At 69.9% G+C, this 25,628-nt stretch carries 19 protein-coding genes and 1 pseudogene; 5 read left to right on the top strand and 15 right to left on the bottom strand.

Translation table 11 applies throughout. The features are described from left to right. The 5 genes and pseudogenes from ADL01_RS28275 to ADL01_RS28255 all read right to left on the bottom strand — a co-directional run. Positions 1 to 905: pseudogene (locus ADL01_RS28275) on the bottom strand (glucose-6-phosphate isomerase); the annotation flags it as partial. Beyond that, positions 898 to 1,833 carry a glucose-6-phosphate dehydrogenase assembly protein OpcA gene (opcA, locus tag ADL01_RS28270; protein ID WP_053744826.1) on the bottom strand — a complete coding sequence of 312 codons (936 nt, stop codon included), beginning with the start codon at positions 1,831 to 1,833 and terminating at the stop codon, positions 898 to 900. The gene opcA and the pseudogene ADL01_RS28275, both read right to left, overlap by 8 nt. Continuing rightward, the gene (zwf, locus tag ADL01_RS28265) at positions 1,830 to 3,395 is read right to left on the bottom strand and encodes a glucose-6-phosphate dehydrogenase (protein ID WP_053744825.1); all 1,566 of its coding nucleotides are present in this window, start codon (positions 3,393 to 3,395) and stop codon (positions 1,830 to 1,832) included. Before zwf ends, opcA begins: the two co-directional genes overlap by 4 nt. Further along, the gene (gene tal, locus ADL01_RS28260) at positions 3,392 to 4,540 is read right to left on the bottom strand and encodes a transaldolase (protein WP_053744824.1); all 1,149 of its coding nucleotides are present in this window, start codon (positions 4,538 to 4,540) and stop codon (positions 3,392 to 3,394) included. The genes zwf and tal overlap by 4 nt, the downstream gene beginning before the upstream one ends. Before the next feature lie 19 nt (positions 4,541 to 4,559). Further along, complete coding sequence (locus ADL01_RS28255) at positions 4,560 to 6,524, bottom strand: transketolase family protein (RefSeq protein WP_053744823.1); 1,965 nt, start codon at positions 6,522 to 6,524, stop codon at positions 4,560 to 4,562. A 155-nt stretch (positions 6,525 to 6,679) separates the two neighbouring features. Between ADL01_RS28255 and ADL01_RS28250 the strand changes: the two genes are divergently transcribed. Continuing rightward, on the top strand, positions 6,680 to 7,591 hold the full coding sequence (locus ADL01_RS28250) for a helix-turn-helix domain-containing protein (protein WP_053744822.1): 912 nt from the start codon (positions 6,680 to 6,682) through the stop codon (positions 7,589 to 7,591). A 90-nt stretch (positions 7,592 to 7,681) separates the two neighbouring features. On the opposite strand, the gene ADL01_RS28245 is transcribed toward ADL01_RS28250, so the two are convergent. The 3 genes from ADL01_RS28245 to ADL01_RS28235 form a co-directional block, all read right to left on the bottom strand. Further along, a complete protein-coding gene (locus tag ADL01_RS28245) occupies positions 7,682 to 9,091 on the bottom strand; it encodes a glycoside hydrolase family 16 protein (protein ID WP_053744821.1) in 1,410 nt (469 codons plus the stop codon). A gap of 155 nt (positions 9,092 to 9,246) precedes the next feature. Continuing rightward, complete coding sequence (locus tag ADL01_RS28240) at positions 9,247 to 10,002, bottom strand: IclR family transcriptional regulator (RefSeq protein ID WP_053744820.1); 756 nt, start codon at positions 10,000 to 10,002, stop codon at positions 9,247 to 9,249. 56 nt (positions 10,003 to 10,058) lie between these two features. Continuing rightward, positions 10,059 to 10,484: a MarR family winged helix-turn-helix transcriptional regulator gene (locus tag ADL01_RS28235; RefSeq protein ID WP_053744830.1), complete on the bottom strand. Its 426-nt coding sequence runs from the start codon at positions 10,482 to 10,484 to the stop codon at positions 10,059 to 10,061. A 221-nt stretch (positions 10,485 to 10,705) separates the two neighbouring features. On the opposite strand from ADL01_RS28235, the gene ADL01_RS28230 reads away from it, so the two are divergent. The 4 genes from ADL01_RS28230 to ADL01_RS28215 are packed head-to-tail and all read left to right on the top strand — an operon-like array spanning position 10,706 to position 14,593. After that, positions 10,706 to 11,623, top strand: a complete 918-nt coding sequence (locus ADL01_RS28230) for an SDR family NAD(P)-dependent oxidoreductase (RefSeq protein ID WP_053744819.1) — start codon at positions 10,706 to 10,708, stop codon at positions 11,621 to 11,623. Between the two features lie 2 nt (positions 11,624 to 11,625). After that, positions 11,626 to 12,519, top strand: coding sequence for an amidohydrolase family protein (locus ADL01_RS28225; RefSeq protein ID WP_053744818.1), 894 nt, complete (start codon positions 11,626 to 11,628; stop codon positions 12,517 to 12,519). 54 nt (positions 12,520 to 12,573) lie between these two features. Further along, the gene (menE, locus tag ADL01_RS28220) at positions 12,574 to 14,079 is read left to right on the top strand and encodes an o-succinylbenzoate--CoA ligase (RefSeq protein WP_053744817.1); all 1,506 of its coding nucleotides are present in this window, start codon (positions 12,574 to 12,576) and stop codon (positions 14,077 to 14,079) included. 58 nt (positions 14,080 to 14,137) lie between these two features. After that, positions 14,138 to 14,593 carry a MaoC family dehydratase gene (locus ADL01_RS28215; protein ID WP_053744816.1) on the top strand — a complete coding sequence of 152 codons (456 nt, stop codon included), beginning with the start codon at positions 14,138 to 14,140 and terminating at the stop codon, positions 14,591 to 14,593. On the opposite strand, the gene ADL01_RS28210 is transcribed toward ADL01_RS28215, so the two are convergent. From ADL01_RS28210 to ADL01_RS28180, 7 genes are all read right to left on the bottom strand, one after another. Continuing rightward, complete coding sequence (locus ADL01_RS28210) at positions 14,584 to 15,432, bottom strand: PaaX family transcriptional regulator C-terminal domain-containing protein (RefSeq protein ID WP_078960798.1); 849 nt, start codon at positions 15,430 to 15,432, stop codon at positions 14,584 to 14,586. The two genes, ADL01_RS28215 and ADL01_RS28210, sit on opposite strands and share 10 nt — an antisense overlap. Before the next feature lie 318 nt (positions 15,433 to 15,750). Further along, positions 15,751 to 17,421 (bottom strand): PHP domain-containing protein, encoded by a 1,671-nt coding sequence (locus tag ADL01_RS28205; protein ID WP_053744815.1) that lies wholly within the window; start codon positions 17,419 to 17,421, stop codon positions 15,751 to 15,753. A 77-nt stretch (positions 17,422 to 17,498) separates the two neighbouring features. Then, positions 17,499 to 19,358: a LamG-like jellyroll fold domain-containing protein gene (locus tag ADL01_RS28200; protein ID WP_053744814.1), complete on the bottom strand. Its 1,860-nt coding sequence runs from the start codon at positions 19,356 to 19,358 to the stop codon at positions 17,499 to 17,501. A gap of 236 nt (positions 19,359 to 19,594) precedes the next feature. Continuing rightward, entirely contained in the window at positions 19,595 to 22,519 is a 2,925-nt protein-coding gene (locus ADL01_RS28195) for a glycoside hydrolase family 2 TIM barrel-domain containing protein (RefSeq protein WP_053744813.1), read from the bottom strand. Next, positions 22,516 to 23,355 (bottom strand): carbohydrate ABC transporter permease, encoded by an 840-nt coding sequence (locus tag ADL01_RS28190; RefSeq protein ID WP_053744812.1) that lies wholly within the window; start codon positions 23,353 to 23,355, stop codon positions 22,516 to 22,518. Before ADL01_RS28190 ends, ADL01_RS28195 begins: the two co-directional genes overlap by 4 nt. A 14-nt stretch (positions 23,356 to 23,369) precedes the next feature. Beyond that, positions 23,370 to 24,320 (bottom strand): carbohydrate ABC transporter permease, encoded by a 951-nt coding sequence (locus ADL01_RS28185; protein WP_053744811.1) that lies wholly within the window; start codon positions 24,318 to 24,320, stop codon positions 23,370 to 23,372. Further along, entirely contained in the window at positions 24,320 to 25,606 is a 1,287-nt protein-coding gene (locus tag ADL01_RS28180; protein ID WP_053744810.1) for an ABC transporter substrate-binding protein, read from the bottom strand. Before ADL01_RS28180 ends, ADL01_RS28185 begins: the two co-directional genes overlap by 1 nt. Between the last annotated feature and the right edge of the window lie 22 nt (positions 25,607 to 25,628).

Here is a 25,628-nt window from a genome sequence, read left to right as displayed (position 1 = left end):
GAACCCGTCCAGCATCTCCCGGAACCGCTCCGGCCCGATCGCGATCATCAGCGACAGCCCGATCGCCGAGTCGAACGAGTAGCGCCCGCCGACCCAGTCCCAGAACTCGAACATGTTGTCCGTGTCGATGCCGAAGTCCGCGACTTTCCCGGAGTTCGTCGACAGCGCCACGAAGTGCCGGGCGACCGCCTTCTCGTCGCCGCCCAGCCCCGCCAGCAGACACGAGCGGGCCGAGGTGGCGTTGCTGATCGTCTCGATCGTCGTGAACGTCTTCGACGCGACGATGAACAGCGTCTCCGCCGGATCCAGGTCCCGCACCGCCTCGTGCAGGTCCGCGCCGTCGACGTTCGACACGAACCGGAACGTCAACTCCCGTGCCGTGAACGCCCGCAGTGCCTCGTACGCCATCGCCGGACCGAGATCCGAGCCCCCGACCCGATGCCGATGTTGACGACGTTCCTGATACGCCGCCCGGTGTGCCCGGTCCACTCACCCGAACGCACCTTGTCCGCGAACGCGGCCATCTTGTCCAGCACGGCGTGCACGGCCGGCACCACGTTCTCGCCGCCCACCTCGACCACCGCGCCCCGAGGCGCCCGCAGCGCGGTGTGCAGCACAGCCCGGTCCTCGGTGATGTTGATCTTCTCGCCCCTGAACATGGCGTCCCGCAGCCCGAACACCTCCGTCGCGGTGGCGAGTTCCTGGAGGAGGGTGAGCGTCTCGTCGGTGACGAGATGCTTGGAGTAGTCGATGTGCAGGTCGCCGACCCGCACGACGTAGCGCTCCGCGCGCCCGGGATCGGCGGCGAACAGCTCGCGCAGCCGCGGCTCGAAGAGCGCACCGGCGCGGTGGTCCTCCAGCGCGGTCCACTCGGGGCGCAGGGTGAGCCTGGGGGAGTCAGACATGGCTGGGGGTCTCCTTGGTGCTGTCGCCGCGCAGGGCGATCGCGTACATCTCGTCGGCGTCGAGGCGGCGAAGCTCCTCGGCGATGAGTTCGGAGGTGGGGCGCACCTTCAGCGCGAGGGTGCGGGAGGGCTGGCCCGGCAGGGTGAGCGTGGCGAGCGGGCCCTCGGGGCGGTCGATGACGATCTCGCCCTTGTCGGTGCCGAGGCGGACAGCCGTGACGACCGGCCCGGCGGTGATCACACGGTCAACCCGCACGGACAGGCGGGCGCCGAGCCAGCGGGCCAGCAGTTCGGCGCTCGGGTTGTCGGCCTCGCTCTCGACGGCCGCCGAGATGATCTCCGTACGGGCCTGGTCGAGGGCCGCGGCCAGCATCGAGCGCCATGGGGTCAGACGCGTCCACGCCAGGTCGGTGTCGCCGGGCGCGTAGGAACGCACCCGGGCCTCCAGCGCGACGAGCGGCTTCTCGACCGCGTACATGTCGGTGATCCGGCGCTGGGCCAGAGCGCCCAGCGGGTCCTTGGCGGGCACCTCGGGAGCGTTAACCGGCCACCAGACGACGACCGGCGCGTCCGGCAGCAGCAGCGGCAGGACCACCGAGTCGGCGTGGTCGGACACCTCGCCGTACGTCCGCAGGATGACCGTCTCGCCGGTGCCGGCGTCCGCGCCCACCCGTACCTCGGCGTCGAGGTGGGACTTGGTGCGGTCGCGCGGGCTGCGGGCGTGCCGCTTGATGACGACCAGGGTGCGCGCCGGGTGCTCGTGCGAGGCATCCTCGGCCGCCTTGATCGAGTCGTAGGCGTTCTCCTCGTCCGTGACGATCACCATCGTCAGGACCATGCCCACGGCAGGGGTGCCGATGGCGCGCCGCCCCTTCACCAGCGCCTTGTTGATCTTGCTTGCCGTGGTGTCGGTGAGGTCGATTTTCATGGCCTGCGCCAGCTCCGTCCGTCTCGTGCGAGCATCTCGTCGGCTTCCTGTGGGCCCCAACTGCCCGATGCGTACTGCGCGGGCCTGCCGTGCGTGCCCCAGTGCTCCTCGATCGGGTCGAGGATCTTCCAGGACTCTTCCACTTCCTGGTGACGGGGGAACAAATTGGCGTCGCCGAGCAGGACGTCCAGGATGAGCCGTTCGTACGCCTCCGGGCTGGACTCCGTGAAGGACTCGCCGTAGGCGAAGTCCATCGTGACGTCCCTGATCTCCATCGAAGTACCCGGGACCTTGGAACCGAAGCGCACCGTCATGCCCTCGTCGGGCTGGACGCGGATGACGATCGCGTTCGCGCCGAGCTCCTCGGTGGCCGTCGAGTCGAACGGGGAGTGCGGGGCGCGCTGGAAGACGACCGCGATCTCCGTGACGCGCCGCCCGAGCCGCTTGCCGGTCCGCAGATAGAAGGGGACGCCCGCCCAGCGGCGGTTGTCGACCTCCAGCTTGACGGCCGCGTACGTGTCCGTGCTGGACTGCGGGTCGATGCCGTCCTCCTCGAGGTAGCCGGGCACCTCCTCGCCGCCCTGCCAGCCCGCCGCGTACTGCCCGCGTACCGTGTGCTCGCCCAGGCGTTCGGGCAGCTTCACCGACTTCAGGACCTTCAGCTTCTCGGTCAGCAGTGACTCGGCGTCGAAGGCGATCGGCTCCTCCATGGCCGTCAGGGCCATCAGCTGGAGGAGGTGGTTCTGGATCACGTCACGCGCCGACCCGATGCCGTCGTAGTAGCCGGCCCGGCCACCGATGCCGATGTCCTCGGCCATCGTGATCTGCACGTGGTCGACGTACGACCGGTTCCAGATGGGCTCGTACATCTGGTTGGCGAAGCGGAGCGCCAGAATGTTCTGGACGGTCTCCTTGCCGAGGTAGTGGTCGATCCGGAAAACCTGCTCCGGGTCGAACACGTCGTGCAGGACCCGGTTCAGCTCACGCGCGCTCTTCAGGTTGTGCCCGAACGGCTTCTCGATCACCCCGCGCCGCCAGGACCCCTCCGGCGCGTTGGCCAGCCCGTGCTTCTTCAGCTGCTGGACGACCTTGGGGAAGAACTTCGGCGGTACGGAGAGGTAGAAGGCGTAGTTGCCGCTCGTACCCCGGGACGCGTCCAGCTCCTCGACGGCCGCGCGCAGTTGCTTGAACGCCGCGTCGTCGCCGAAGTCGCCGGGGATGAACCGCATGCCCTCGGCGAGCTGCTGCCAGACCTCCTCGCGGAACTCCGTGCGGGCGTGCTCACGCACCGAGTCGTGGACGATCTGCGCGAAGTCCTCGTCCTCCCAGTCCCGGCGGGCGAACCCGACGAGCGAGAAGCCCGGCGGGAGCAGACCCCGGTTGGCGAGGTCGTAGACGGCCGGCATCAGCTTCTTGCGGGACAGGTCACCGGTCACCCCGAAGATGACCAGCCCGGACGGGCCCGCGATCAGCGGCAGACGGCGGTCGCCGGGGTCGCGCAGCGGGTTGTGCCACTCCACGTCGAAGTCCTCCTCGGTCACCAACGTCGATTCGTCGCTCATTCCCCGTCAACTCCCTTGCTGTCCAGCGACTTGGTGACGGCGTCCAGCAGCTCGTTCCAGGCGGTCTCGAACTTCGCGACGCCCTCGTCCTCCAGCAGCTTCACGACCTCGTCGTACGAGATCCCGAGCCCCTCGACGGCCGCGAGATCGGCGCGGGCCTGGGCGTAGCCGCCGCTCACCGCATCGCCGTGGATGACACCGTGGTCGGCGGTCGCGTTGAGGGTGGCCTCCGGCATCGTGTTGACGGTGCCGGGCGCGACCAGTTCGTCGACGTACAGGGTGTCCTTGTACGCGGGGTCCTTGACGCCGGTCGAGGCCCACAGCGGACGCTGCTTGTTGGCGCGGGCGCCGCCGAGGGCGGTCCAGCGCTCACCCGCGAAGACATCCTCGTACGCCTCGTACGCGAGCCGCGCGTTGGCCAGCGCCGCCCTCCCCTTGAGGGCGAGCGCCTCCGCCGTGCCGAGCACCGTCAGACGCTTGTCGATCTCGGAGTCGACGCGGGAGACGAAGAAGGAGGCGACGGAGTGGATGGTCGCGAGGTCGATGCCCGCGGCCTGCGCCTTCTCCAGGCCGGCCAGATAGGCGGCCATGACCTCGCGGTAGCGCTCCAGCGAGAAGATCAGGGTGACGTTGACGCTGATCCCGAGGCCGATGACCTCGGTGATCGCGGGCAGGCCCGCCTTCGTCGCCGGGATCTTGATCATCACGTTGGGCCGGTCGACCAGCCAGGCCAGCTGCTTGGCCTCGGCGATCGTCGCCGCCGTCTCGTGGGCGAGACGCGGGTCGACCTCGATCGAGACACGGCCGTCCCGGCCGGCCGTGGCGTCGTACACCGGGCGCAGGATGTCGGCGGCGGCACGGACGTCGGCGGTGGTCATCATGCGTACGGCCTCGTCGACCGTGACGCCGCGCACGGCCAGGTCGGCGAGCTGCTCCTCGTACCCCTCGCCGGAGCCGATGGCGGCCTGGAAGATCGACGGGTTGGTGGTCACCCCCACGACGTGGTGGGTGTCGATGAGTCCGGCGAGGTTGCCGGAGGCGATGCGCCCTCGGGAGAGGTCGTCCAGCCAGATCGAGACGCCCTCGTCCGAGAGGCGCTCGAGTGTTCCCGCGGTGGCGGTTGCTTCGGTGGTCACTGTGATCATCTTCCTTCTGGCGTGCGGATCAACCGCGGGCGGCGGAAAGGGATTCCCGCGCGGCCCGGGCGACGTTCTCGGCGGTGAAGCCGTACTCGGCGAACAGGGTCTGGGCGTCGGCGGAGGCGCCGAAGTGTTCGAGGGAGACGATGCGTCCTGCGTCACCGACGTAGCGGTACCAGGTCAGACCGATGCCCGCCTCCACCGCCACGCGCGCCTTCACCGACGGCGGAAGGACACTCGCGCGGTACTCGGCCGACTGCTCCTCGAACCACTCCACGCACGGCATCGACACCACGCGCGTACCCACCCCCTCGGCCTCCAGCGCCTCGCGCGCCGCCACGGCGAGCTGGACCTCGGAGCCGGTGGCGATCAGGACGACGTCCGGGGCGGCCGTGGAGGCCTCCCGCAGGATGTACCCGCCCTTCGCGGCATCCTCGTCGCGGGCGTACGTCGGTACACCCTGCCGGGTGAGTGCCAGGCCGTGCGGGGCCGGGTCGGTGGCGTGCCGCCTGAGGATCTCGGCCCAGGCGACGGCCGTCTCGTTGGCGTCGGCCGGGCGCACGATGTTCAGGCCCGGGATGGCACGCAGGGAGGCCAGGTGTTCGACCGGCTGGTGGGTCGGGCCGTCCTCGCCGAGGCCGATGGAGTCGTGCGTCCACACGTAGTTCATCTCGGCGGCCATCGAGTGCTCGCGGATACCGAAGTGGATCGTGCGGCCGTAAGGGTCCGCCTCCGGCAGCGGGTTGTCCGCCGGGAGGAAGGACGAGGTCTTGTCGATGGTGGTGTTGTTCGAGCCGGCCAGGTCGGCCGAGCCGCCCCACAGCTCCGGGATGACCGGACCCAGGGCCTGGAGCACCTTGCCGGAAGCCGCGCGGGTGGCGACGGAGGCGCCCTCCTCGAACACCGGCAGCGCGTCCTCCCAGCCCTCGGGCAGCTGACCTGCCACGACCCGGTCGAACAGCTTCGCCCGCTCCGGCTGCGCGACGCGCCACTCGGCGAGCCGCTTGTCCCAGGCCGCGTGAGCCTCGGCGCCCCGGTCCAGGGCCTGGCGGGAGTGGGCGAGGACCTCGGCGGCGACCTCGAAGGACTGCTCCGGGTCGAAGCCGAGGACGCGCTTGGTGGCCGCGACCTCGTCGTCACCGAGCGCCGAGCCGTGGGAGGCCTCGGTGTTCTGGGCGTTCGGGGCGGGCCAGGCGATGATCGTGCGCATCGCGATGATCGAGGGGCGCGCGGTCTCGGCCCGCGCCTCCTGGAGCGCCGTGTACAGCGCGCGTACGTCGATGTCGCCGCCGGGTTCGGGCTCGATCCGCCGCACGTGCCAGCCGTACGCCTCGTACCGCTTCAGCACGTCCTCGGAGAACGCCGTCGCCGTGTCGCCCTCGATGGAGATGTGGTTGTCGTCGTAGACGAAGACGAGGTTGCCGAGCTTCTGGTGGCCGGCCAGCGAGGACGCCTCGGCGGAGATGCCCTCCTCCAGGTCACCGTCGGAGACGATCGCCCAGACGGTGTGGTCGAAGGGCGACTCACCCTCCGGCGCCTCGGGGTCGAAGAGGCCGCGCTCGTAACGGGCGGCCATCGCCATGCCGACCGCGTTGGCGACGCCCTGGCCGAGCGGGCCGGTGGTGGTCTCGACGCCCGCCGTGTGGCCGTACTCGGGGTGACCCGGAGTCTTCGAACCGTGCGTGCGGAACGCCTGGAGGTCGTCCAGCTCCAACTCGTACCCGGACAGGAACAGTTGCGTGTACAGGGTCAGCGAGGTGTGGCCGGGGGAGAGGACGAAGCGGTCGCGGCCCGTCCACTCGGGGTCGGCCGGATCGTGACGCATCACCTTCTGAAAGATCGTGTACGCGGCGGGCGCCAGACTCATCGCGGTGCCGGGGTGGCCGTTGCCGACCTTCTGCACGGCATCGGCCGCGAGTACCCGGGCCGTGTCGACGGCACGCCGGTCGAGATCGGTCCACTGGAGGCTGTCGGATGTCTGCGTACTCATCTTCAAGAAGTCCTCGGTCGGTGTGGATGAACGGGGATGAACTGGCTGGACGCGTTCAAACTTAAAAGTCTGACTTTTACGAGGCCAGGTGCCTGTGTGTCACCCTTTGGTGAATGTGGGACACGCCAGGCGGGCCGGCACGGCAAGAGAAGGACATGACGGACAGAACCACCCGAGATGTCGATCAGGGCACCGTCCGGGACACAGGCGGCATCAGGACGTTTCCCTTCCCGGTCGATCTGAGCGTCCTGGGTGTGGGCATGCAGGTCGGCGCGCTGTCACCCGACCGCACCTGGCACGAGGACGCCCCGCTGGAGCGCGTCCACCGCATCGACTTCCACGTCGTGATGCTGTTCGACGACGGCCCCGTCACCCACATGGTCGACTTCGCCGAGCACGAGGCGACAGCGGGCGACCTGCTGTGGATCCGCCCCGGGCAGGTCCACCGCTTCTCCCGCACCAGCGAGTACCACGGCACCGTCCTCACCATGCAACCCGGTTTCCTGCCCCGGGCCATAGTCGAGTCGACCGGCCTCTACCGCTACGACCTGCCCCCGCTGCTGCGCCCGGACGGCCCCCAACTCGCGGGCCTGCGGGCGGCCCTGGCCCAGCTGGGCCGTGAGTACGAGGACACGGCCACCCTCCCGATAGGTCTGCACACCTCGGTACTGCGCCACTCGCTCACCGCGTTCCTGCTGCGGTTGTCCCATCTCGCCGCGAGTTCCGCGGAGGCTGCGCGCGGGCCGGCCGACACCACGTTCACCCTGTTCAGGGACGCGGTGGAGAAGGGCTTCGCCACCAACCACAGCGTCAGCGCGTACGCCGACGCCCTCGGTTACTCCCGCCGCACCCTCGTCCGCGCGGTGCGCGCCGCGACCGGTGAGACACCCAAGGGCTTCATCGACAAACGGGTGGTCCTGGAGGCCAAGCGTCTGCTGGCGCACACGTCCCTGCCGATAGGGCGGGTCGGGGTCGCTGTCGGATTCCCGGACGCGGCGAACTTCTCGAAGTTCTTCCACCTGCACACGGGAGTCACGCCGGTGGCGTTCCGGGCGGAACTGCGCTGAGGGCGGCGCACGACCCAGGGGCGGACCTCTCGGCCCGCCCCTCGTCGTCCTCAGCCGGCACCTCGTACAACGCCTCGTACAACGGCCTTGTCAGTGGCCGAAGTTGAACCAGTTCACGTTCACGAAGTCCTGCGCCTGGCCGCTGGTGAAGGTCAGATAGACGTCATGGGTGCCGGTGACTGCGCTGATGTTCGCCGGTACGGTCCGCCAGCTCTGCCAGCCGCCCGTGGTGCCGATGGAGAAGCTGCCGACCGGCTGGCTCGTACGGCTGTCCAGGCGCACCTCGACCAGCCCGCTCACGCCCGACCCGGCGCCGCTCGCGACCCTGCCGACGAACTGGGTGGCGGGCGTGGAGCCGAAGTTGACGTTCTGGTAGAGCGCCCAGTCGCCGTTCGCCAGCGAACCGATGTTCTGCCCGCCGCCGGTGTCGGTGGTGGTCTCCGTGCTGGTGCCCGACTGGCTGTTGTACGACTCGGCCTGCACGGCGCTGTACGCGTCCCGGGTCCCGGTCGGCGGAGGCGTGGTCGTGCCGCCACCGGTGGTCGACCGGAGCACCTGCACGTAGTCGACGACCATCGGGCGCCCCGAGATCGTCCCCGCGTCCGGCCCGCCGCCGAACGCCGCCGGGAAGGCGCCGCCCATCGCCACGTTCAGGATGATGAAGAAACCGTGGTTCGTGGCGTTCGCCCAGGTCGTCGCGTCGACCTGGTTCGCGGTCACCGTGTGGTAGTTGGTGCCGTCGACAAAGAAGCGGATCGCCTCCGGGCTCACCGAACGGTCCCACTCCATACGGTAGGTGTGGAAGCCGGCCTGACACGTCGTGCCGGCGCAGCTGGTGGTGGAGCCGATGCCGGTCGTCTCGTTGCAGGCGCCGCCCGGACTCGTGCCGCAGTGCATGGTGCCCCAGATGGTGTTGCGGCCCTGGGTGTTCTCCATGATGTCCAGCTCGCCGACGCTCGGCCAGTTCTGGTAGTTGCCCCGGTAGGGCGCCCCGAGCATCCAGAACGCGGGCCAGTACCCGAGGGCGGCCGCACCGGTGACGTTCGGCACCTGGAGGCGGGCCTCGACGCGCAGCTTGCCGCCGGCCGGGGGCTGGAAGTCGGTGCGGTTGGTCTCGACGCGGCCCGAGGTCCAGTTGCCGGCGGAGTCGCGCACCGGGGTGATCCGGAGGTTGCCGCTGCCGTCGAGCGAGACGTTGTTCGTGCTGTTCGTCATCGTCTCGATCTCCCCGGTGCCCCAGTTGGCGGGGCCACCGGGGTACGAAGTCCCGGTCGCGTACTGCCAGTTGCCGGTGTTGATACCAGTCCCGGCGGTGCCGTCGAAGTCGTCGAGGAAGACCTGCGTCCAGCCGGTGGGCGGGGCCGGCGCGTCCGCCTGGGCCACCGTCACGGCGGCTGCCGCGAGGCTGAGGACGGCGCCGACGGCGACGAGTGTGCGCCGGAGTGGGCCGCGCCCGACGGGTGGGCCTGAAGCGGGTGAAGTGCCTGAAGTGTCCCTCATGGGTGCCTCTTCGGGTACGGAGTGGGGGTGCGGGGGGCCTTCGAGAAGCCTTGAGAGCGCTCTCAAAGTGGGCCCAATGTGCTCCCGGTGGCTCCGGCCGTCAAGAGGGGGAAGGCGAATTTCCTTCTGCCACAGGTGAGTTCACCCGATGCGACTCAGGCCTGCTGCTCCGGACGCCAGCCCAGCGCGCGCGAGATCCCCCGCGCCGCCAGTCGCACCGCGGGCACCAGCACCGGAACCTGGGCGTGGGCGATGGGCACCACGACCGACACCGCGGCGGTCACCGCGCCGCCCGGCCCGCGTACCGGCGCCGCCACCGATACGGCGTCGTCGGTGACCTGACGACTGCTCACCGCGACGCCGGTGCGCCGCACTTCGGCCAGGATGCGGCGCAACCGGGCCGGGTCGGTGATCGTGTGCCGGGTGAAGGCGGTCAACGGGCCCTCGCAGTACTCCTGTTGGAGCACCGGGTCGCCGTGTGCGAGCAGCGCGAGGCCGACGCCCGTGGCGTGCAGCGGCCAGCGGGCCCCGATCCGGATGTGCACCCCGACCGCCGAACGGGCCGACAGCCACTCGATGTAGACGACCTCACCGCCGTCCCGTACCGCCAACTGCACGTTCTCGTGCGTCGCTTCGTACAGGTCCTCCAGATACGGCAGGGCGATCTGCCGCAGCGCCAGCCCGCGCGGGGCGAGCGCCGCGATCTCCCAGAGCCTGAGGCCCACGTGGTAGACGCCGGCCTCGTCCCGTTCCAGCGCGCCCCAGTCGGCGAGGGCGGCCACGAGGCGGTGCGTGGTGGTGAGGGTCAGCCCGGCCCGGCGGCTGATGTCCGTCAGGGACAGCGCCGGGTGCTCGTGGTCGAAGGCGCCGAGCACGGACAGCAGTCGGTCGGGCGCGGAGCGGGTGGTCATGGGCGGGCGGCTCCCCGGGGTGTGGACTGGCGTCACTGTCAAGAATGCGCCCGCTGTCAGCTGAGCCCGTCCTCCGTGAGCCGCTGGAGCAGGGTGTGCAGAGTCTCCCGCTCCGCCGGGGTGAGCGGGTCCAGCAGTTCGTTGGTCACGCGCCGGCCGGCCTCGTCGGTGTCGCGGAGGAAGGCGCGGCCGTCCGCGGTGAGGGCGACGATCCGGCTGCGGCGGTCGTCGGGGGAGGGGCGGCGTTCGACGAAGCCCAGCTTCTCCAGGTCGTCGACCAGGCCGACGATCGCGCTCGGGTCGTAGCCGAGCGACGTGCTCAGCTCGCGCTGGAGCGCGCCCGTGGAGGTGGCCAGGAAACGGACCACCGCGTAGTGGCGCAGCCGTAGCCCCGACTCCTGGAGGAAGGTGTTGAACAACTGGCCCGAGCGCAGGCCAAGCCGGTACAGCAGGTAGCCGGTGTCCGAGTGCAGGCCGCGCATCCAGGGCTCCTGGGCGTCGATCGGGGCGGGGTCGTGGACGTCCTGCTGGCGGGCGATGGCGGGCTCCCTCGTCGAGGCCCCGGGGTGGGGCGGTTCCATGCACTGATTCCAGCATGACTCACGCGTCTGTCGGCAACAACTATTGACGTCAACAATTATTGCTCTTAGCTTCGATCTCGAGCAGTCGTCTTGAGCTGTCGTCTTGTGAAGGGACCCCCCTCGTGCCCAGCATCGATCTGACCGGCAAGGTCGCCGTCGTCACCGGCAGTGGTCGTGGCCTCGGCCTCGCCTACGCACACGCTCTCGCCGCCGCCGGCGCCTCCGTGGTCGTCAACGACGTCGACGAGACCGTGGCGGAGCAGGCCGTGAAGTCCATCACCGCGGCGGGCGGCACCGCCGTCGCCGAGGTGGTTCCGGTCGGCACGACCGAGGCCGCCGAGCGGCTCGTGAACCGCGCGGTGGAGGAGTTCGGGCGCCTCGACATCCTGGTCACCAACGCGGGCATCCTGCGCGACAAGGTGCTGTGGAAGATGACCGACGACGACTTCGACGCGGTGATCACCACCCACCTCAAGGGCACCTTCACCTGTGCCCGCGCCGCCGCCGTACGCATGCGCGAGCAGGGCGAGGGCGGCACGCTGATCCTGGTCGGTTCCCCGGCCGGCCAGCGCGGCAACTTCGGGCAGACGAACTACGCCGCCGCCAAGGCCGGCATCGCCGCCTTCGCCCGTACCTGGTCGATGGAGCTGGGCCGCGCGAACATCACCGTCAACGCGATCGTGCCGGTGGCCGCCACCGCCATGACCGAGACGATCCCGGCCTTCGCCCCGTACATCGAGGCGCTGAAGAACGGCGAGCCGTTCCCGTCGTTCCTGCGCAAGGGCGAGGGTTTCGGCACCCCCGAGGACTGCGCGGCCCTCGTCCCGTTCCTCGCTTCCGAGGCCGCCCGGGGCATCACCGGCCAGGCCATCGGCATCGGCGGCGACAAGGTGGCACTCTGGTCGCATCCGCAGGAGATCAAGACCGCGTACGCCGACGGCGGCTGGACCCCCGAGACCCTGGCCGACGCCTGGCCCACCTCGGTCGGCTCCGAGCTCCAGTCGGTGGGCATCCCCGCCCCCAAGTTCCCGGAGGCGTAACCATGGCGAACCTCAATGTCGAGGAACTCGTCGCGATCGACGTCCACACCCACGCCGAGATCTCCTCCAAGGGCACCTCGTCCCTGGACGACGACCTCCACGACGCCTCGTCGGCCTACTTCAAGGTCGAGGGCAAGCGGAAGCCGACCCTGGAGGAGACCGCCGCCTACTACCGCGAGCGGAAGATGGCCGCCGTCATCTTCACGGTGGACGCCGAGTCCGCGACCGGCACCGCGCCCGTCCCGAACGAGGAGGTCGCCGAGGCCGCAGCGGCCAACCCGGACGTGCTGATCCCCTTCGCCTCCATCGACCCCTTCCGGGGCCGGGCGGGCGTGAAGCAGGCCCGCCGGCTGGTCGAGGAGTACGGGGTCAGGGGCTTCAAGTTCCACCCCAGCATCCAGGGCTTCTTCCCCAACGACCGCGCGGTCGCCTACGAGCTGTACGAGGTGATCGAGGAGACCGGCACGATCGCGCTCTTCCACACCGGCCAGACCGGCATCGGCGCGGGCGTCCCCGGCGGCGGCGGGATCAGGCTCAAGTACTCGAACCCGCTGCACATCGACGACGTGTCCGCCGACTTCCCGGACATGAAGATCATCCTGGCGCATCCGTCGTTCCCCTGGCAGGACGAGGCGCTCGCCGTCGCCACGCACAAGCCGGGCGTGCACATCGACCTGTCCGGCTGGTCGCCGAAGTACTTCCCGCCGCAGCTGGTGCAGTACGCCAACACGCTGCTCAAGGACAAGGTCCTCTTCGGCTCGGACTACCCGGTGCTCACCCCCGACCGCTGGCTCGCCGACTTCGAGAAGCTCCCGATCAAGGACGAGGTCCGGCCGAAGATCCTCAAGGAGAACGCCGCCCGGCTGCTCGGGCTGACGAAGCCAGGACCGGTGTAACCCGTGTTCGGCCACCCGTTACCCGTCAATCGTTACTCGTAGAGGGGCGCAACGATGCGCAACGAGGGACTGGGGTCTTGGCCCGCCCGCCGGGCCCGCAAGACCCCCCAACGCACCGCCCTGATCCACGGCGACACCACGATCAGCTACGCACAGCTGTACGAGCGCACCACCCGTCTCGCGCACGCCCTGCGCGACCGGGGCGTGCGCCGTGGTGACCGGATCGCCTATCTGGGCCCGAACCACCCCACCTACCTGGAGACACTGTTCGCGGCGGGCACACTCGGCGCGGTCTTCGTACCGCTCAACACCCGCCTGGCCGGCCCGGAGATCGCCTACCAGCTCGCCGACTCCGGCACCAAGGCCCTCGTCTACGGCCCCTCGCACGCCGGCCTCGTCGCCGGACTCCCCGGCAGCACGGACGTGCGCGCGTACGTCGAGGTCGGCACCGAGTACGAGGAGGCGCTCGCCGGCGCTTCCGCCGAGCCCGTGGACGCGCCGGTCACCGCTGACGACACCTGCATCATCATGTACACCTCGGGTACGACGGGCCGCCCCAAGGGCGCCATGCTCACCCACGGCAACCTCACCTGGAACGCCGTCAACGTGCTCGTCGACCAGGACGTCATCACCGACGAACGCGCCCTGGTCTCCGCCCCGTTGTTCCACACGGCCGGGCTGAACATGCTCACCCTGCCGGTGCTGCTCAAGGGCGGTACCTGTGTCCTGGTCGAGTCCTTCTCGGCGGACGAGACCTTCGACCTCGTCGAACGGCACCGGATCACCTTCATGTTCGGGGTGCCGACCATGTTCGACCAGGTGGCGAGACACCCGCGCTGGGCCGACGCCGACCTGTCGTCGCTGCGCATGCTTTCCTGCGGCGGCTCACCCGTGCCGACCCCGCTCATCGCCAGGTTCCAGGAACGCGGACTCACCTTCCTCCAGGGCTACGGCATGACCGAGGCCTCACCAGGCACCCTCTTCCTGGACGCCGAACACGCGATCAGCAAGGCCGGTTCGGCGGGCGTGCCGCACTTCTTCAGCGACGTACGGGTGGTACGGCCGGACCTGACGCCGGCCGAGGTCGGCGAGCCCGGCGAGATCGTGGTCCGTGGGCCGCACGTCATGCCCGGCTACTGGGGGCTGCCGGAGGAGACGGCCGCCTCCTTCACGGACGGCTGGTTCCGCAGCGGGGACGCCGCCCGGATCGACGAGGACGGTTACGTCTACGTCGTCGACCGCATCAAGGACATGATCATCTCGGGTGGGGAGAACATCTACCCCGCCGAGATCGAGGACCTGCTGCTGGCCCACCCCGACATCGTCGAGTGCGCGGTCATCGGCGTCGCCGACGAGAAGTGGGGCGAGGTGCCGCGCGCGGTCGTCGTGCCCCGCGAGGGTACGTCCCTCGACGCGGACGAGGTGCTGGCCTCACTGTCCGGACGGCTCGCCAAGTACAAGATCCCGAAGTCGGTCGTCATCGCGGACCAACTCCCGCGCACCGCCTCCGGAAAGCTCCTCAAGGCCCGGGTGCGCAAGGCCTTCGGCGCGGGTTCCTGACCCGCCGGCCCGTCCCGGCACCAACTACCGGCTCAACTCCCAGTTAAGGAAGCGCGATATGAGCATCACGGTCAACGGCATCGACGAACTCAAGAAGCTCGCCGGCAGCGACCTGGGCACCAGCGAGTGGATCGAGGTCACGCAGGAGCGCATCAACACCTTCGCCGACGCGACCGGCGACCACCAGTGGATCCACGTGGACCCGGAGAAGGCCGCCGAGGGCCCCTTCGGAGCCCCGATCGCCCACGGCTACCTCACGCTCTCCCTCTTCATCCCGCTCTTCACCGAGCTGCTGGACGTCCAGGGCGTCACCACGAAGGTCAACTACGGCCTCAACAAGGTGCGTTTCCCCTCGCCCGTGAAGGTCGGCTCGAAGATCCGCCTGGTCGGCAGGCTGGCCGATGTCGAGGACGTGCCGGGCGGCGTGCAGATCACCGTGGACGGCACGATCGAGATCGAGGGCGCGCCCAAGCCGGCGGCGGTGCTGCAGAGCCTGTCGCGTTTCTACGCCTGATCCCTGGGATCCGCCGGATCCTCGCGCACAGGCACGAGGTCGAGAAGGCGTTCCGAAGCGTCCCGTGCGAGCGGCGCCAGCCATTCGTGCACCGCACGGAACGTCTTCTCGGCCTGTTCCGCGGGCCAGTCGTCCGGAAGATGCCCGACCGGCAGGCGCGGATCGCGGCGGATGATCCCCAGCCACTCCGCCTGGAGGACGAGGCGCAGGGAGAGGGCGTCGTCCGGCTCCGGCAGCTCCGTCTCCCACGGCTGCCACCGCCGTACGAACGCCTTGTAACGCGCGGCCAGTTCGGCCAGCTCCCAGGTCTCCTCGATCATCGCGCCGATGTCCAGCCCCAGGTCGGCGTGCGCCCGGAACACCTTCACGTGGGCGGCCAGGCCGAGTTCGGCGACCAGGGCCGACACGTCGACCTCGCCCGGCGCGATCCACAGGCCGCCCAACAGCGGCCCGAAGCCGCTCCACGTCAACTGCGAGCGCAGATCGTGGCGTTGGCGCTGCCAGGACTCGGGGAGCGAGAAACCGAGCAGGGTCCAGGTGCCGTCCCAGCGCCGGTTGACCGCACCGGTGTGCCAGACGCGCCGCTCGCCGTCCGCCAGGACGGCCGCCGAACGCCCGGTCAGCCCGAAGTGCATCCGGCGCCCCTCGCGCTGGCGGCGCAGCAGCCCGCGGGTCACCATCCGGGTCAGCGTCGAACGGGTCGCCTGCTCGCCGACGCCCGCCCGCGAGAACACGTCGATGACGCTGCCCGAGTACACACAGACGTCACGCCCGAGCACCTGATCGCCCAGGAACGTCAGCATCAGGGACTGCGGTCGCAGCGACTCCTCGGTGGTCACGCGGCCACGGTACGCCCCGGTCGATCAGTCCGTCAGCCCGTGACCTGCCGGTACGAGCAGACGGTGGCCGCCGGTGCGCGGACGCCAGGTCGGCCACCCCGGCGCACAGGGCGCCGGGGTTCCTGATCCACGGGAACCGGGTGCCAGAGCCGTCCGCACAGGAGGCCGGGCCCCTGACCGCTGCCCAGGGCGCCGACCTGGGCCGAGCCCGCCCGCGTGCACCGCGCGTCGGGGCGCCCGCGCCGGCGCAGCCGCCGAGTACGAGCGCCCCCGACAGGCGGACACCGCGCTGCGGGACAGGAGTTGACGCCGGATCGGTCAGTGGCCCACGACGTCGACGAACACCGGGTTGGAGTAGAACCAGGTGTCGGCCCACGGGTCACCGTTCCCGGGCGTGTGCGGGATCGGCCCGTGCGGGTCGATGGCGGCACCGAGGTAACCGGCGCCGTTCCGGTTGCCGTCGCTGCCGCGCAGCCGGACGTAGAACGACTCGTCGCCCACGGTCAGCGGCACGCGCAGGGTGTACGTCCCGGTGCGCCCCGACACGTCCTTCGACTTCACGACCTTCGTGTCCGGCGCCTGCCAGCTGTCCCGGTCGGCGACCGGACCGCGCACCGCGCCCCGGATCACGTCGACGTGCGCCAACTCGGGCAGGATGCCCTGGGGGTTGAGACGGGACGCGGTGGTCACGGTGATGTTCAGCGTGAGCTTCTCGCCCTTGCGGACGCGGAGCCGGCCGCCCAGCGTGACACCCCGGCCGAAGTCGCAGTCACGCGTCAGCCGTACGTCGAGCCCGTCCAGCAGATGACCGTGGTCCAGCCAGACCCGGCCCGCGCGCATACCCGCCATCACCGCGCGGTAGCCGTGGTGGGTGACGCCCACGTGGGTGCGGCTGAACTGGCCGGGCCAGAAGTCGCTGCCGGGCTGCGGGGAGTCGGTGTTCACCGGGTCGGGCAGCTTGCCGGTGTTGTCGAAGTTCCGCCCGGCCGGCCAGTCGCCGTTCTTCCAGGTGTCGAAGACGATCCGGTGCGCGTCGGAGTTCGTGGTGATCGAGAACAGGCTGCCTTCTGCCAGCATCGAGTCCCACAGACCACCGACCGTCGCGGTCGCCCAGTCGAAGCCGCCGTACGTCAGATACCCGTCCGCCGGGTAGCCCTGCCAGGACTGCGCCGAGGGCTTGTTCTCGTACTCGCCGCGGATCGAGGTCGCCCCGCGCCAGCCGGGGATGGCGGCACCCTGGGCGCCGGGCGCGCCCTCCATGCCGATCATGATCTCGGGGGCCGCGTCCCGCCAGGCCCGCATCTCGTGCGGGGAGTCGATGCCCAGGCGCATCGGGTGGTTGGCGAGGACAAGCACGTCGTCGACGTATCCGGTGCGGCGCTGCTCGGCCAGCCACTGGATGCCCTTGACCGCGTGCGCCTCGTTGCGGGCGGTGTTCGCGCCGCCGGCCGAGCCGTCGGTGTAGCCGAGGAGCTTGCCGTCGTAGGCGCTCTCGAACTGGGTGAGCAGGTCGACCTCGTGGGGGCCGGGCGGCGAGAAGACCGTGCAGTGCTCGGCGCCGGGGATGTACCACTCGAGGCCCTGGAAGATCAGCTGACGCGGGTTCTCCGCCCGCGCCTCGAGGATCTCGGCGTGCTCCATCGGGGCGCCGTACTGGGCGTGCCCGAAGTTGGAGTGCTCGGTGAACACCATCCAGTCGAGGCCGAACTTCTCGCCCGCCGCCGCCAGTTGGGAGAACGTGTACTTGGCGTCGTGGCTGTAGACGGTGTGGATGTGATGGTCGCCGACCAGGTAGGCGAGGCGCGGGTCGTGGCCGCCGAGCCGGCGCGGGCCGACCGCGGCGGCGGGCGTCGCCAGCGGTCCGGCGGCGAAGGCAGCGCCGAACAGGCCCGCGCGGTACAGGAGTTGACGACGGGAGACGCCCTGGGCGTCGAGGCCGGCGGGGGAGACGGTGGGGTCTGCCCAGGCGGGCAGCTGCTGCTCTGTCATGGTCTGTGGGTTCCTTGGGATCCGGAAGTCGGGGAGTCGTGGAGTCCTGGCGGCCTGGCGGAGCCTGACGGTGTGGGTCAGTGGTTCATGAACGCGCTGACAGGCAGCGCCCGTTCGACGATCCGCACATCGCCGAGGCGGGCGTGCAGGATCTGGTCGATCTTCCCCGCGTACTCGTAGCCGCCGAGCAGCCACGGCAGCCCCACCGAGGTGATGCCGATCGAGGCCGGCTTCGGATTGCGGACGACCGGGCAGCCCTGGACGTACAGCGTGGTGTGCCTGCCGTCGTTGACGACGGCGAGGTGCCACCAGGTCTCCAGCGGTGTCTCCTGGCCCCAGTTGGTGGCGATGCCCTGCTGGTTGAGCGGCCGCATGGCCCACTGGGGCTCACGGTCGTTGGACAGGGACAGCGTGGCGAGCGGCTCGTCCGGGTCGTCGCCCGTCTTGCCCGCGGCGCCGCCCGTACCGGTACGGCTGACCACTCCGGCCCAGGCATGGTGCGAGGGGTCCCAGTCGGCGGGCAGCCGGTAGAACGCCTCGATGGTGTAACCGGCCCTGAACGTGGCCGAGTTGAGGGGCGCGCCGTCGACCGTGCGCAGATAGGCGCCCTTCAGCGGCGACTTGAAGCCGTTGAAGTCGAGGCTGCCGTGGCCGGGCTGGTCCGGGTGATGGTCGCTGGACCAGTTCAGCGTGCCGCCGCCGACCGACACCAGGGTGAGATCGTTGCCGTGGCCGGACCGGTCACGGACCGTGCCGGTAAGGGCGGCCCCGTCCGTCTGCCCGTCGAAGCGCCAGTAGGCCACCGTGCCCGGGATCACCATCTTCGACGCCGGACGGGCGGGACGCGCGGGCACCGGGGCGAAGCCGGCGAAGCGCTCGGCGAAGTCGATGTCGACGGAGAACCGGTCGGCGTCGCCGCTCAGTTCGATCTCCTGCCGCTCCAGCTCGTTGATCCCCTTCGCGGCCCGGCCCAGGATCCACGGGGAGACCGTCTCCACGTCGACGGTGTTGCGGTCGAGGTCGAAACGGTAGAGGCGGATCATGGCCGCGCCGCCGAAGTACCGGTTCTGGTAGTTCGTCAGATGCAGCTCGACGTCATGCCCCGCAGCGTTCTTGCGCGTCGCCCGGCCGGCGGGCCAGTAGTGCCCGTTCAGGGTGAGGAAGATCTGGTCGTGGTCGGCGATCAGCCGGTCCCACAGCTGCTGCCCGTACTCCGACAGCGAGTCGTCCTCGGCGACCAGCTCGTGTGTCGTGAGGATCACCGGCAGGGTCGGGTGCTTCGCCAGGACGCCCTTCGCCCACGCGTACCCCTTGTCCGACAGCCGCCAGTCCAGCGCGAGGGCCAGCCACTCCCGCCCGGCCGCCCGGAACACATGGAAGGTGTTGTAGCCGTCCGCCGACGCCCCGCCGAAGGTCCGCTTCTCCTTGAACCGCTCCGGCCCGAACACGTCGAGGTAGGGGGAGGCGCCCCGCTGGTCGGTGGTGGAGGACCTCACGTCGTGGTTGCCCGCGAGGACGCTGTAGCCGACGCCCCGCCGGTCGAGGAGCCGGAACGCCTCACCGATCGCGGCGATCTCCGGCGCCGCGCCGTTCTGCGTGAGGTCGCCCAGGTGGGACAGGAACACGATGTTCTCGTCCCGCCCGTGCTCCAGCAGATAGCGCAGGGACGCCTCGACGGGCGCCTTGTCGATGCTCGGCCCGTCGAAGAGGTACTGGGTGTCGGGCATCACGGCGAGCGTGAACCGGCGGCTCTCGGTGTTGGGCCGCCATGAGGTACGTGCCGTGTCCGTCAGGGCATCGGCGGCCGTCGGCAGGGCGACGGACGTGGTGGCCGCCGCTCCGATCAGCGCGGTCGCCCGCAGGAAGGTACGCCGTCCGGCGCCCGCCTGAGGTGCTTCGAGGGCAGGCTCGTGCCCGGACTCGTGCGAGGTGCACACAACTGACTCCGTAAGAGGTTTTGTGAGGTGAGAGGCGGTGTGTGTGTGGGGGGGGGAGGCCAGGACCTGTCGTCACATTCCCGTCTGCCCGGAGGCGCCATGCACGTGCTCTCGCCGCACCGGGCACAGACCCACGTACAACCAGTACGAGGGCCTGCGCCCGGCACGCCGAGAGCACGCACCTGACGCCTCCGGGCCCGCCCTGCGGGCGGACGACGGGAATGTGACGACAGGCCCTAGAGCGTGCGAAGAGTCCAGGCCCAGCGGTGGGTGCCCGGCTGAAGGAGATAGGAGGGGAAGGTGTCGGGCCCGCACGACGCCGTGCCGAGCCCCCGGTGTGCCGCGTCGATGTGCACCACACAGCCGGGCCGTGGCCTCAGCTGGTCGTGGTGCGTGGCGGCGGTCAGGTCCTCGGCGCGGAACCGGGTCACGGAGACCTGGCGCGGCCGGTCCAGTACGACCGCGAGCCCGGTGGCGTCCGGCGCCGACAGCCTGAACTGTCGTACACCGTGCCGTCCACCGCTCTCCTGCGGACGCAGATAAGGGGTGAACAGGGAGTCCACGGATGCCGAGTGATGCCCGACGGGCGCCTTGGCGGCACGGTCCGGATAGGACTCCCAGGGGCCCTGCCCGAACCACTCCAGCAGGTCGAGCCCGGACACCGTCTCGAACACGGAACCCACGCGCGCCACATCGGCGTACGCGTCCGGCAGTTCCACGCTCTCCTCGACGCGGATGCCGCCCCGCACCGGCGTGAACACCTGCTCGTGGCGGATGACGCCCGCGTTCCCGGCGTACTCGGCGAGCACGGTCACGCCTCCGCCGTCGCGCCGCACGTCCACGGCCTGGCGTACGAGATGGTCGAGGCCCCAGGCCCGCCAGCGGGCCGCTGTTCCGCCCAGCTCGTCGTTGTCGGTCGGGGCCCGCCACAGGGACAGCGTGGGCGCGGACGTCAGCAGCGGGTGGACCAGCAGCCCGTCCGCGTCGACCTTGACGGGCGGTCCCGCGACCGCCGCCTCCGACGCGTCCGGCGCGGCCCGCAACAGCAGTTGGGGCAGGCAGACCTCGGTGCCGCGCGGAGCCCACGCCTCGTCGCCGGCCGTCGTCACCCGCAGGGTCAGCCAGGCCTCGCCGCCGTCCGCCGGCAGCTCGATCGGCAGCGGCACGGCCGCCGTCTCGCCGGGGCGCAGATCCGGCAGTTCGGCGGGCGCGGTGAGGGTACGGCCGTCCGCGAGCGCCAGTTCCCAGGTGGCCGCGAGCCAGTCCAGGCCCCGGAAGGACTGGTGGTTGGCGATCACGGGCCCCTCGTGCCGGAAGACCTCCAGGCGCACCGGAGCCGCGATCTCCCGGTGTTCGTACATGACGGGCTTGGGGGTGCGGTCGGGGAAGACGACACCGTCGGCGATGAAAGCACCGTCGTGGGGTGTCTCGCCGAAGTCGCCGCCGTAGGCCCAGCGCATGCCGGGGGCGGCGACACCGTTGTCATAGAGCCCGGCGCCCACGCGCCCGACCGGTCTGCCGCTGTTCACGGACTGAAGGATTCCGTGGTCCCAGAACTCCCAGATGAACCCGCCCTGAAGTCCTGGAGTTGACTCGATGGCGGCCCAGTGGTCCGCCAGCGTGCCGTTGCTGTTGCCCATGGCGTGCGAGTACTCGCACTGGATGAGCGGCTTGGTCTGCTCACCGGACAGGGCGTGCGCGACACAGTCCTCCAGCGCCGCGTACATCGGACACGCGATGTCGGAGGCGACCGCCGGATCCGCCCAGCCCAGCTTGGCCGCGCCCTCGTACTGGAGCGGCCGGGTCGGATCGTGCCGGCGCAGCCAGCCCGCCGCCGCGTCGTGGTTCGCCCCGTAGTCGGACTCGTTGCCCAGCGACCAGATGATGACCGACGGGTGGTTCTTGTCCCGCAGGACCATCCGCGAGACCCGGTCCACGAAGGCGTTCAGATAGCGGGGGTCGTCGGCGATCTCGTGGGCGTGGTCGTGCGACTCGATGTCCGCCTCGTCGACCACGTAGAGACCGAGCTCGTCGGCGAGGTCGTACAGCGCCGGGTCGTTCGGATAGTGCGCGGTGCGGATCGCGTTGAACCCGAACCGCTTCAGCAGGACGAGATCGGCGCGCATGTCGTCGTACGACACGGTCCGGCCGGTCAGCGGATGGAAGTCGTGCCGGTTGACGCCCCGGACGTAGATCCGCTCTCCGTTGACCAGCAGATCCCGGCCGACGATCTCGACGTCCCGGAAGCCGATCCGCCGCCGCGAGGTGTCGGCGACCGTGTTGTCCGCGCGGTGCAGCCGGACGGTCAGGTCGTACAGCTCGGGCGTCTCGGCGGTCCAGGTGCGTACGTCGGACACGCGCCCGCTCAGCCGGGGCTCGCCGAGGAAGTCGGAGACGCGGTCGTCCTCGGCGTTGGCGCGATCGAACTCGGCGTCCTGGACGAGGAGTCGCCCGTCGATCTCGCCGGTGACGTACCACCCCTCGGGCAGCGCGCCCCCCGCGTCCCGCACCCGGCAGTCGACCCGCAGCTCACCGGAGGCCGGCGCCCGCACGGTGATGTCCGCGAGGTACAGCGGGTCCGTCGCGTACAGGAGCACCGAACGCGTGATGCCGCCGTGCCACCACTGGTCCTGGTCCTCGATGTGCGTGGCGTCGGACCACTTGACGACCGTCAGCCGCACCGTCGCGGACCCGCCCGGCCGTACGACGTCGGAGAGGTCGAACTCGGCCGCCAGATGGGAGTCCTTGGAGATGCCCACCGGCCGCCCGTCGACGTGCACGAGCAGCACGCTCTCGGCGGCGCCCACCTGGAGCACGATCCGCCGGCCCGCCCACTCGGCCGGAACGTCGAACTCACGCTCGTACACGCCCGTCGGGTTGGCCGCCGGTGACCCGGGCGGGATGTCGGGCCACGGCATCCGGACGTTGGTGTACCAGGGCAGGTCGGTGGTGTCTTGGAGGGTCCAGGCGCCGGGGACCCGGGCCGAGGACCAGTCGTCGCCCACTTCGGCCATGGGGTTCGGCAGCAGCTGGAAGCGCCAGTCGCCGTCCAGACAGAGGGCCCCGGCACGCCGGTCGACGGCGTTCATGGACAGCCGCCCCCAGGAAGTCACCTCGGGTGACTCCCAGGGGCGCAGAGTCAGCAGCGGATCGCTTGTCATCCGCGCACCGCTCCCTTCGCGAGGTCGCCGATGATCTGCTTGGCGCCGATCGCGAACACGATCAGCAGGGGGACGAGGGCGAGCAGCGCGCCGGTCATCACGATGCCGTAGTCGGTGGTGCCGTGGGTGCCGTTGAGCTGGGACAGCGCGACCTGGAGGGTCACGTTGTCGGGGTTGGTGAGGGAGATCAGGGGCCAGGCGAAGTCGTTCCACTGGCCCATGAAGGTGAAGATGCCGAGGAAGGCGAGACCGGGGCGGACCACCGGCAGCGCCACGTGCCAGTACTGGCGCAGGAAGTTCGCGCCGTCGAGCGTGGCGGCGTCGAGCAGCTCGTCGTGGATGGCCGTCTTCATGTACTGGCGCATCCAGAAGATGCCGAAGGCGTTGGCGGCGGCCGGCACGATCAGCGCGGTCATCGAGCCGATCCAGCCGATCTTCGCCATGACGACGAACTGCGGGATGACCGACAGCTGCGCCGGGACCATGAAGATGACCATGAGCAGCCCGAACAGCACACCCTTGCCGGGGAACTCGAACTTGGCGAAGACGAACGCCGCCAGCGAGTCGAAGAGCAGGACCAGGAAGGTCACCGACACCGCGACCAGCAGCGAGTTTCCCATCGACCCGAAGAAGTCGATGGCGTCGAACAGATTACGGACGTTCTCCAGGAAGTGCGTGCCGGGCAGCAGCTTCGGCGGGTACGAGAAGATCTCCGACGAGCTGTGCGTCGACATGATCACGGCCCAGTAGAACGGGAAGGCCGAGATCAGCGTGCCGATGATCAGCGGCAGGTGCAGCGCGATCCCTCTGCGGCGGGACCCCTTGATGGATGCCATGAGGCGCGCCCTTCCTAGTCGCCCCGGCGCCGCACGAGGCGCCAGTTGATGATCGAGAAGAGGACGACGACGAGGAAGATGCCCCACGCCACCGCGGCTCCGTACCCGAAGTCGTTGTTGTCGAAGGTCTGCTGGAAGAAGTAGAGGACCATCGTCTGGCCCGAGTGGCCGGGACCGCCCGCGAACGTCGAGTCGTTGGACGACGTCTGGAGCAGGACCTGTGGCTCGGAGAAGCTCTGCAGGCCCGTGACCGTCGAGACGACGAGCACGAACAGCAGCGTGGGCCGCAGCAGCGGCAGCGTGATCCGGAAGAAGGTCTGGATCGGACCGGCGCCGTCCATGCGCGCCGCCTCGTACAGCTCGCCCGGGATGGTCTGGAGGCCGGCGAGGAAGATGATGGCGTTGTAGCCGGTCCACTGCCAGGTCATCAGCGCCGCGATGGTGACCTTGATGCCCCACGGCGTGTTCAGCCAGGCCACCTGGTCGATGCCCACGCCGTGCAGGACGGCGTTCACCACACCGTTGTTGGTGGAGAAGATCGAGCCGAAGACGATCGCGATCGCGACGACCGAGGTGACGTTCGGCAGGAAGTACGCGACGCGGTACCAGCTCTTGAACCGGACCGCGGAATTGAGCATCACGGCCGTGACCATCGCCAGCAGGATCATGGGGAAGGTGGCCAGCGCCCAGATGATGATCGTGTTGCCGATCGAGTTCCAGAAGTCGCTGTCGCTCAGCAGGTATTGGTACTGCGAGAGCCCGGCCCACTCCATCGGGCCGAGGCCGTCCCACCGGTGGAAGGACAGATAGAGCGAGAAGCCGACCGGGAACAGGCCGAAGCCGAGGAAGATCAGATAGAAGGGGGAGATCGCGGCGTAGAGGTGCCAGTACTTGCGCAGGCCCCTCTTCGGCCCGACCGGGGCGGGCTGCGTCACCACAGGCCGCGTTCGCTCGATGACCGCCATCAGTAGCTCACCCCCAGGTGCTTCGCGATCCGGCGGCACTTGCCCATGGCGTCACTCCAGGCCTTCTCCGGGTCCTTGCCGAGGACGCCGACGTTCTTGATCTCGTCCTTGATGGGGGTCCCGAGCGCGATGTCGTACGGGCTGTTGTAGGCGACCACGATCTTCTGCGCGGCGGGTCCGAAGACGTCGGTGGTGACCTGACCGCCGAAGAAGGGGTCGGGCTCCCGCATCTGTTTCAGACCGTAGGAGGCGGGCGTGGACGGGAAGAGACCCGCGTCGACGTAACCCTGGGCCTGGTTGGCCGCGTCGAGGATCCAGGTGATGATCCTGAACGCCCGCTCGGGCTCCCGGCAGGCCTTGGTGACCGACAGGAACGAGCCGCCGTTGTTGGCGGGCCGCACGGGCATCTGCGCCACCCGCCATCTGCCCTTGGTCTTGGGCACGCCGTTCTTGATGTCGAAGCTGGCCCAGGAGGCGTTCAGTTGGCTCGGCAGCTTGCCTTCCCCGATGGCCGACAACTGGTCCGGGGTGCCGCTGACCAGGTCCGAGACGATCCCGCGCCGCTTCGCTTCCACGGCGAGCGCCCAGGCCCGGCGCACATGCTCCTGGTCGCCGATGAAGTGACGGTCCTTGTCGACGTACCGCTTGGAGCCCTGCTGTACGACGTTCTCGAACACGGAGTTGACGTCGGTGAGGAGCATGGTCCCCGGGATCCGCTTCTTGAGCCGCTCACCCGCGGCGAAGTAGTTCTCCCAGGTGTTCAACTCCTTCGACACATCGTCGGGCTCGTACGGCAGCCCCGCCTCGCGGAACACGTCGTACTGGTAGAAGTGCGCGACCGGCCCGCAGTCGATCGGGAAGCCGACCATCGTGCCGTCGTCGGCGACGCCCTGATCCCATTTCCAGGGCAGGTACCGGCTCTTGTACCGCTCCGCGCCCAGCGTCCGCAGATCGACGAACTGGTCCGCGTTCGGCAGGTAGGCGGCCATGTCCTCGCCCTTGAGCCCCGCGATGTCGGGTATGTGGGCCTGGCCGGTGATGGTGGTGATCAGCTTGGAGCGGTACTGGCCGCCGATCTGGATGGCCCGCAGGTCGACCGAGCTGTCGAAGCGGGCCTTGGCGTTCTTGACGACGGTGTCGCTCAGACCGCCGCTCCAGTACCAGAGGACCATGTCGCGCCCGGTGGAGCCGGTCGGAACGGCGCAGCCGGTCGCCAGGCCGCCGAGCGCCGTGGCGGCCGTGCCGGCCAGGCCCGCGCGCAGCAGGCCTCTTCGTGAGAGCCGCACAGCTCCCACCGCCTTTCGGATC

This window comes from Streptomyces sp. NRRL WC-3618, from assembly GCF_001280005.1.
In the GTDB taxonomy this organism is placed as follows: domain Bacteria; phylum Actinomycetota; class Actinomycetes; order Streptomycetales; family Streptomycetaceae; genus Streptomyces.
Note: the sequence above shows the minus strand (reverse complement) of the source record. Positions and strands in the feature narration are given on the sequence as shown.

Excerpts from the sequence above, each read along its gene's own strand:
- opcA (WP_053744826.1), bottom strand. The coding sequence starts at position 1,833 with ATGAAAATCGACCTCACCGACACCACGGCAAGCAAGATCAACAAGGCG.
- zwf (WP_053744825.1), bottom strand. The coding sequence starts at position 3,395 with ATGAGCGACGAATCGACGTTGGTGACCGAGGAGGACTTCGACGTGGAG.
- tal (WP_053744824.1), bottom strand. The coding sequence starts at position 4,540 with ATGATCACAGTGACCACCGAAGCAACCGCCACCGCGGGAACACTCGAG.
- ADL01_RS28255 (WP_053744823.1), bottom strand. The coding sequence starts at position 6,524 with ATGAGTACGCAGACATCCGACAGCCTCCAGTGGACCGATCTCGACCGG.
- ADL01_RS28250 (WP_053744822.1), top strand. The coding sequence starts at position 6,680 with ATGACGGACAGAACCACCCGAGATGTCGATCAGGGCACCGTCCGGGAC.
- ADL01_RS28245 (WP_053744821.1), bottom strand. The coding sequence starts at position 9,091 with ATGAGGGACACTTCAGGCACTTCACCCGCTTCAGGCCCACCCGTCGGG.
- ADL01_RS28240 (WP_053744820.1), bottom strand. The coding sequence starts at position 10,002 with ATGACCACCCGCTCCGCGCCCGACCGACTGCTGTCCGTGCTCGGCGCC.
- ADL01_RS28235 (WP_053744830.1), bottom strand. The coding sequence starts at position 10,484 with ATGCGCGGCCTGCACTCGGACACCGGCTACCTGCTGTACCGGCTTGGC.
- ADL01_RS28225 (WP_053744818.1), top strand. The coding sequence starts at position 11,626 with ATGGCGAACCTCAATGTCGAGGAACTCGTCGCGATCGACGTCCACACC.
- menE (WP_053744817.1), top strand. The coding sequence starts at position 12,574 with ATGCGCAACGAGGGACTGGGGTCTTGGCCCGCCCGCCGGGCCCGCAAG.
- ADL01_RS28215 (WP_053744816.1), top strand. The coding sequence starts at position 14,138 with ATGAGCATCACGGTCAACGGCATCGACGAACTCAAGAAGCTCGCCGGC.
- ADL01_RS28205 (WP_053744815.1), bottom strand. The coding sequence starts at position 17,421 with ATGACAGAGCAGCAGCTGCCCGCCTGGGCAGACCCCACCGTCTCCCCC.
- ADL01_RS28195 (WP_053744813.1), bottom strand. The coding sequence starts at position 22,519 with ATGACAAGCGATCCGCTGCTGACTCTGCGCCCCTGGGAGTCACCCGAG.
- ADL01_RS28190 (WP_053744812.1), bottom strand. The coding sequence starts at position 23,355 with ATGGCATCCATCAAGGGGTCCCGCCGCAGAGGGATCGCGCTGCACCTG.
- ADL01_RS28185 (WP_053744811.1), bottom strand. The coding sequence starts at position 24,320 with ATGGCGGTCATCGAGCGAACGCGGCCTGTGGTGACGCAGCCCGCCCCG.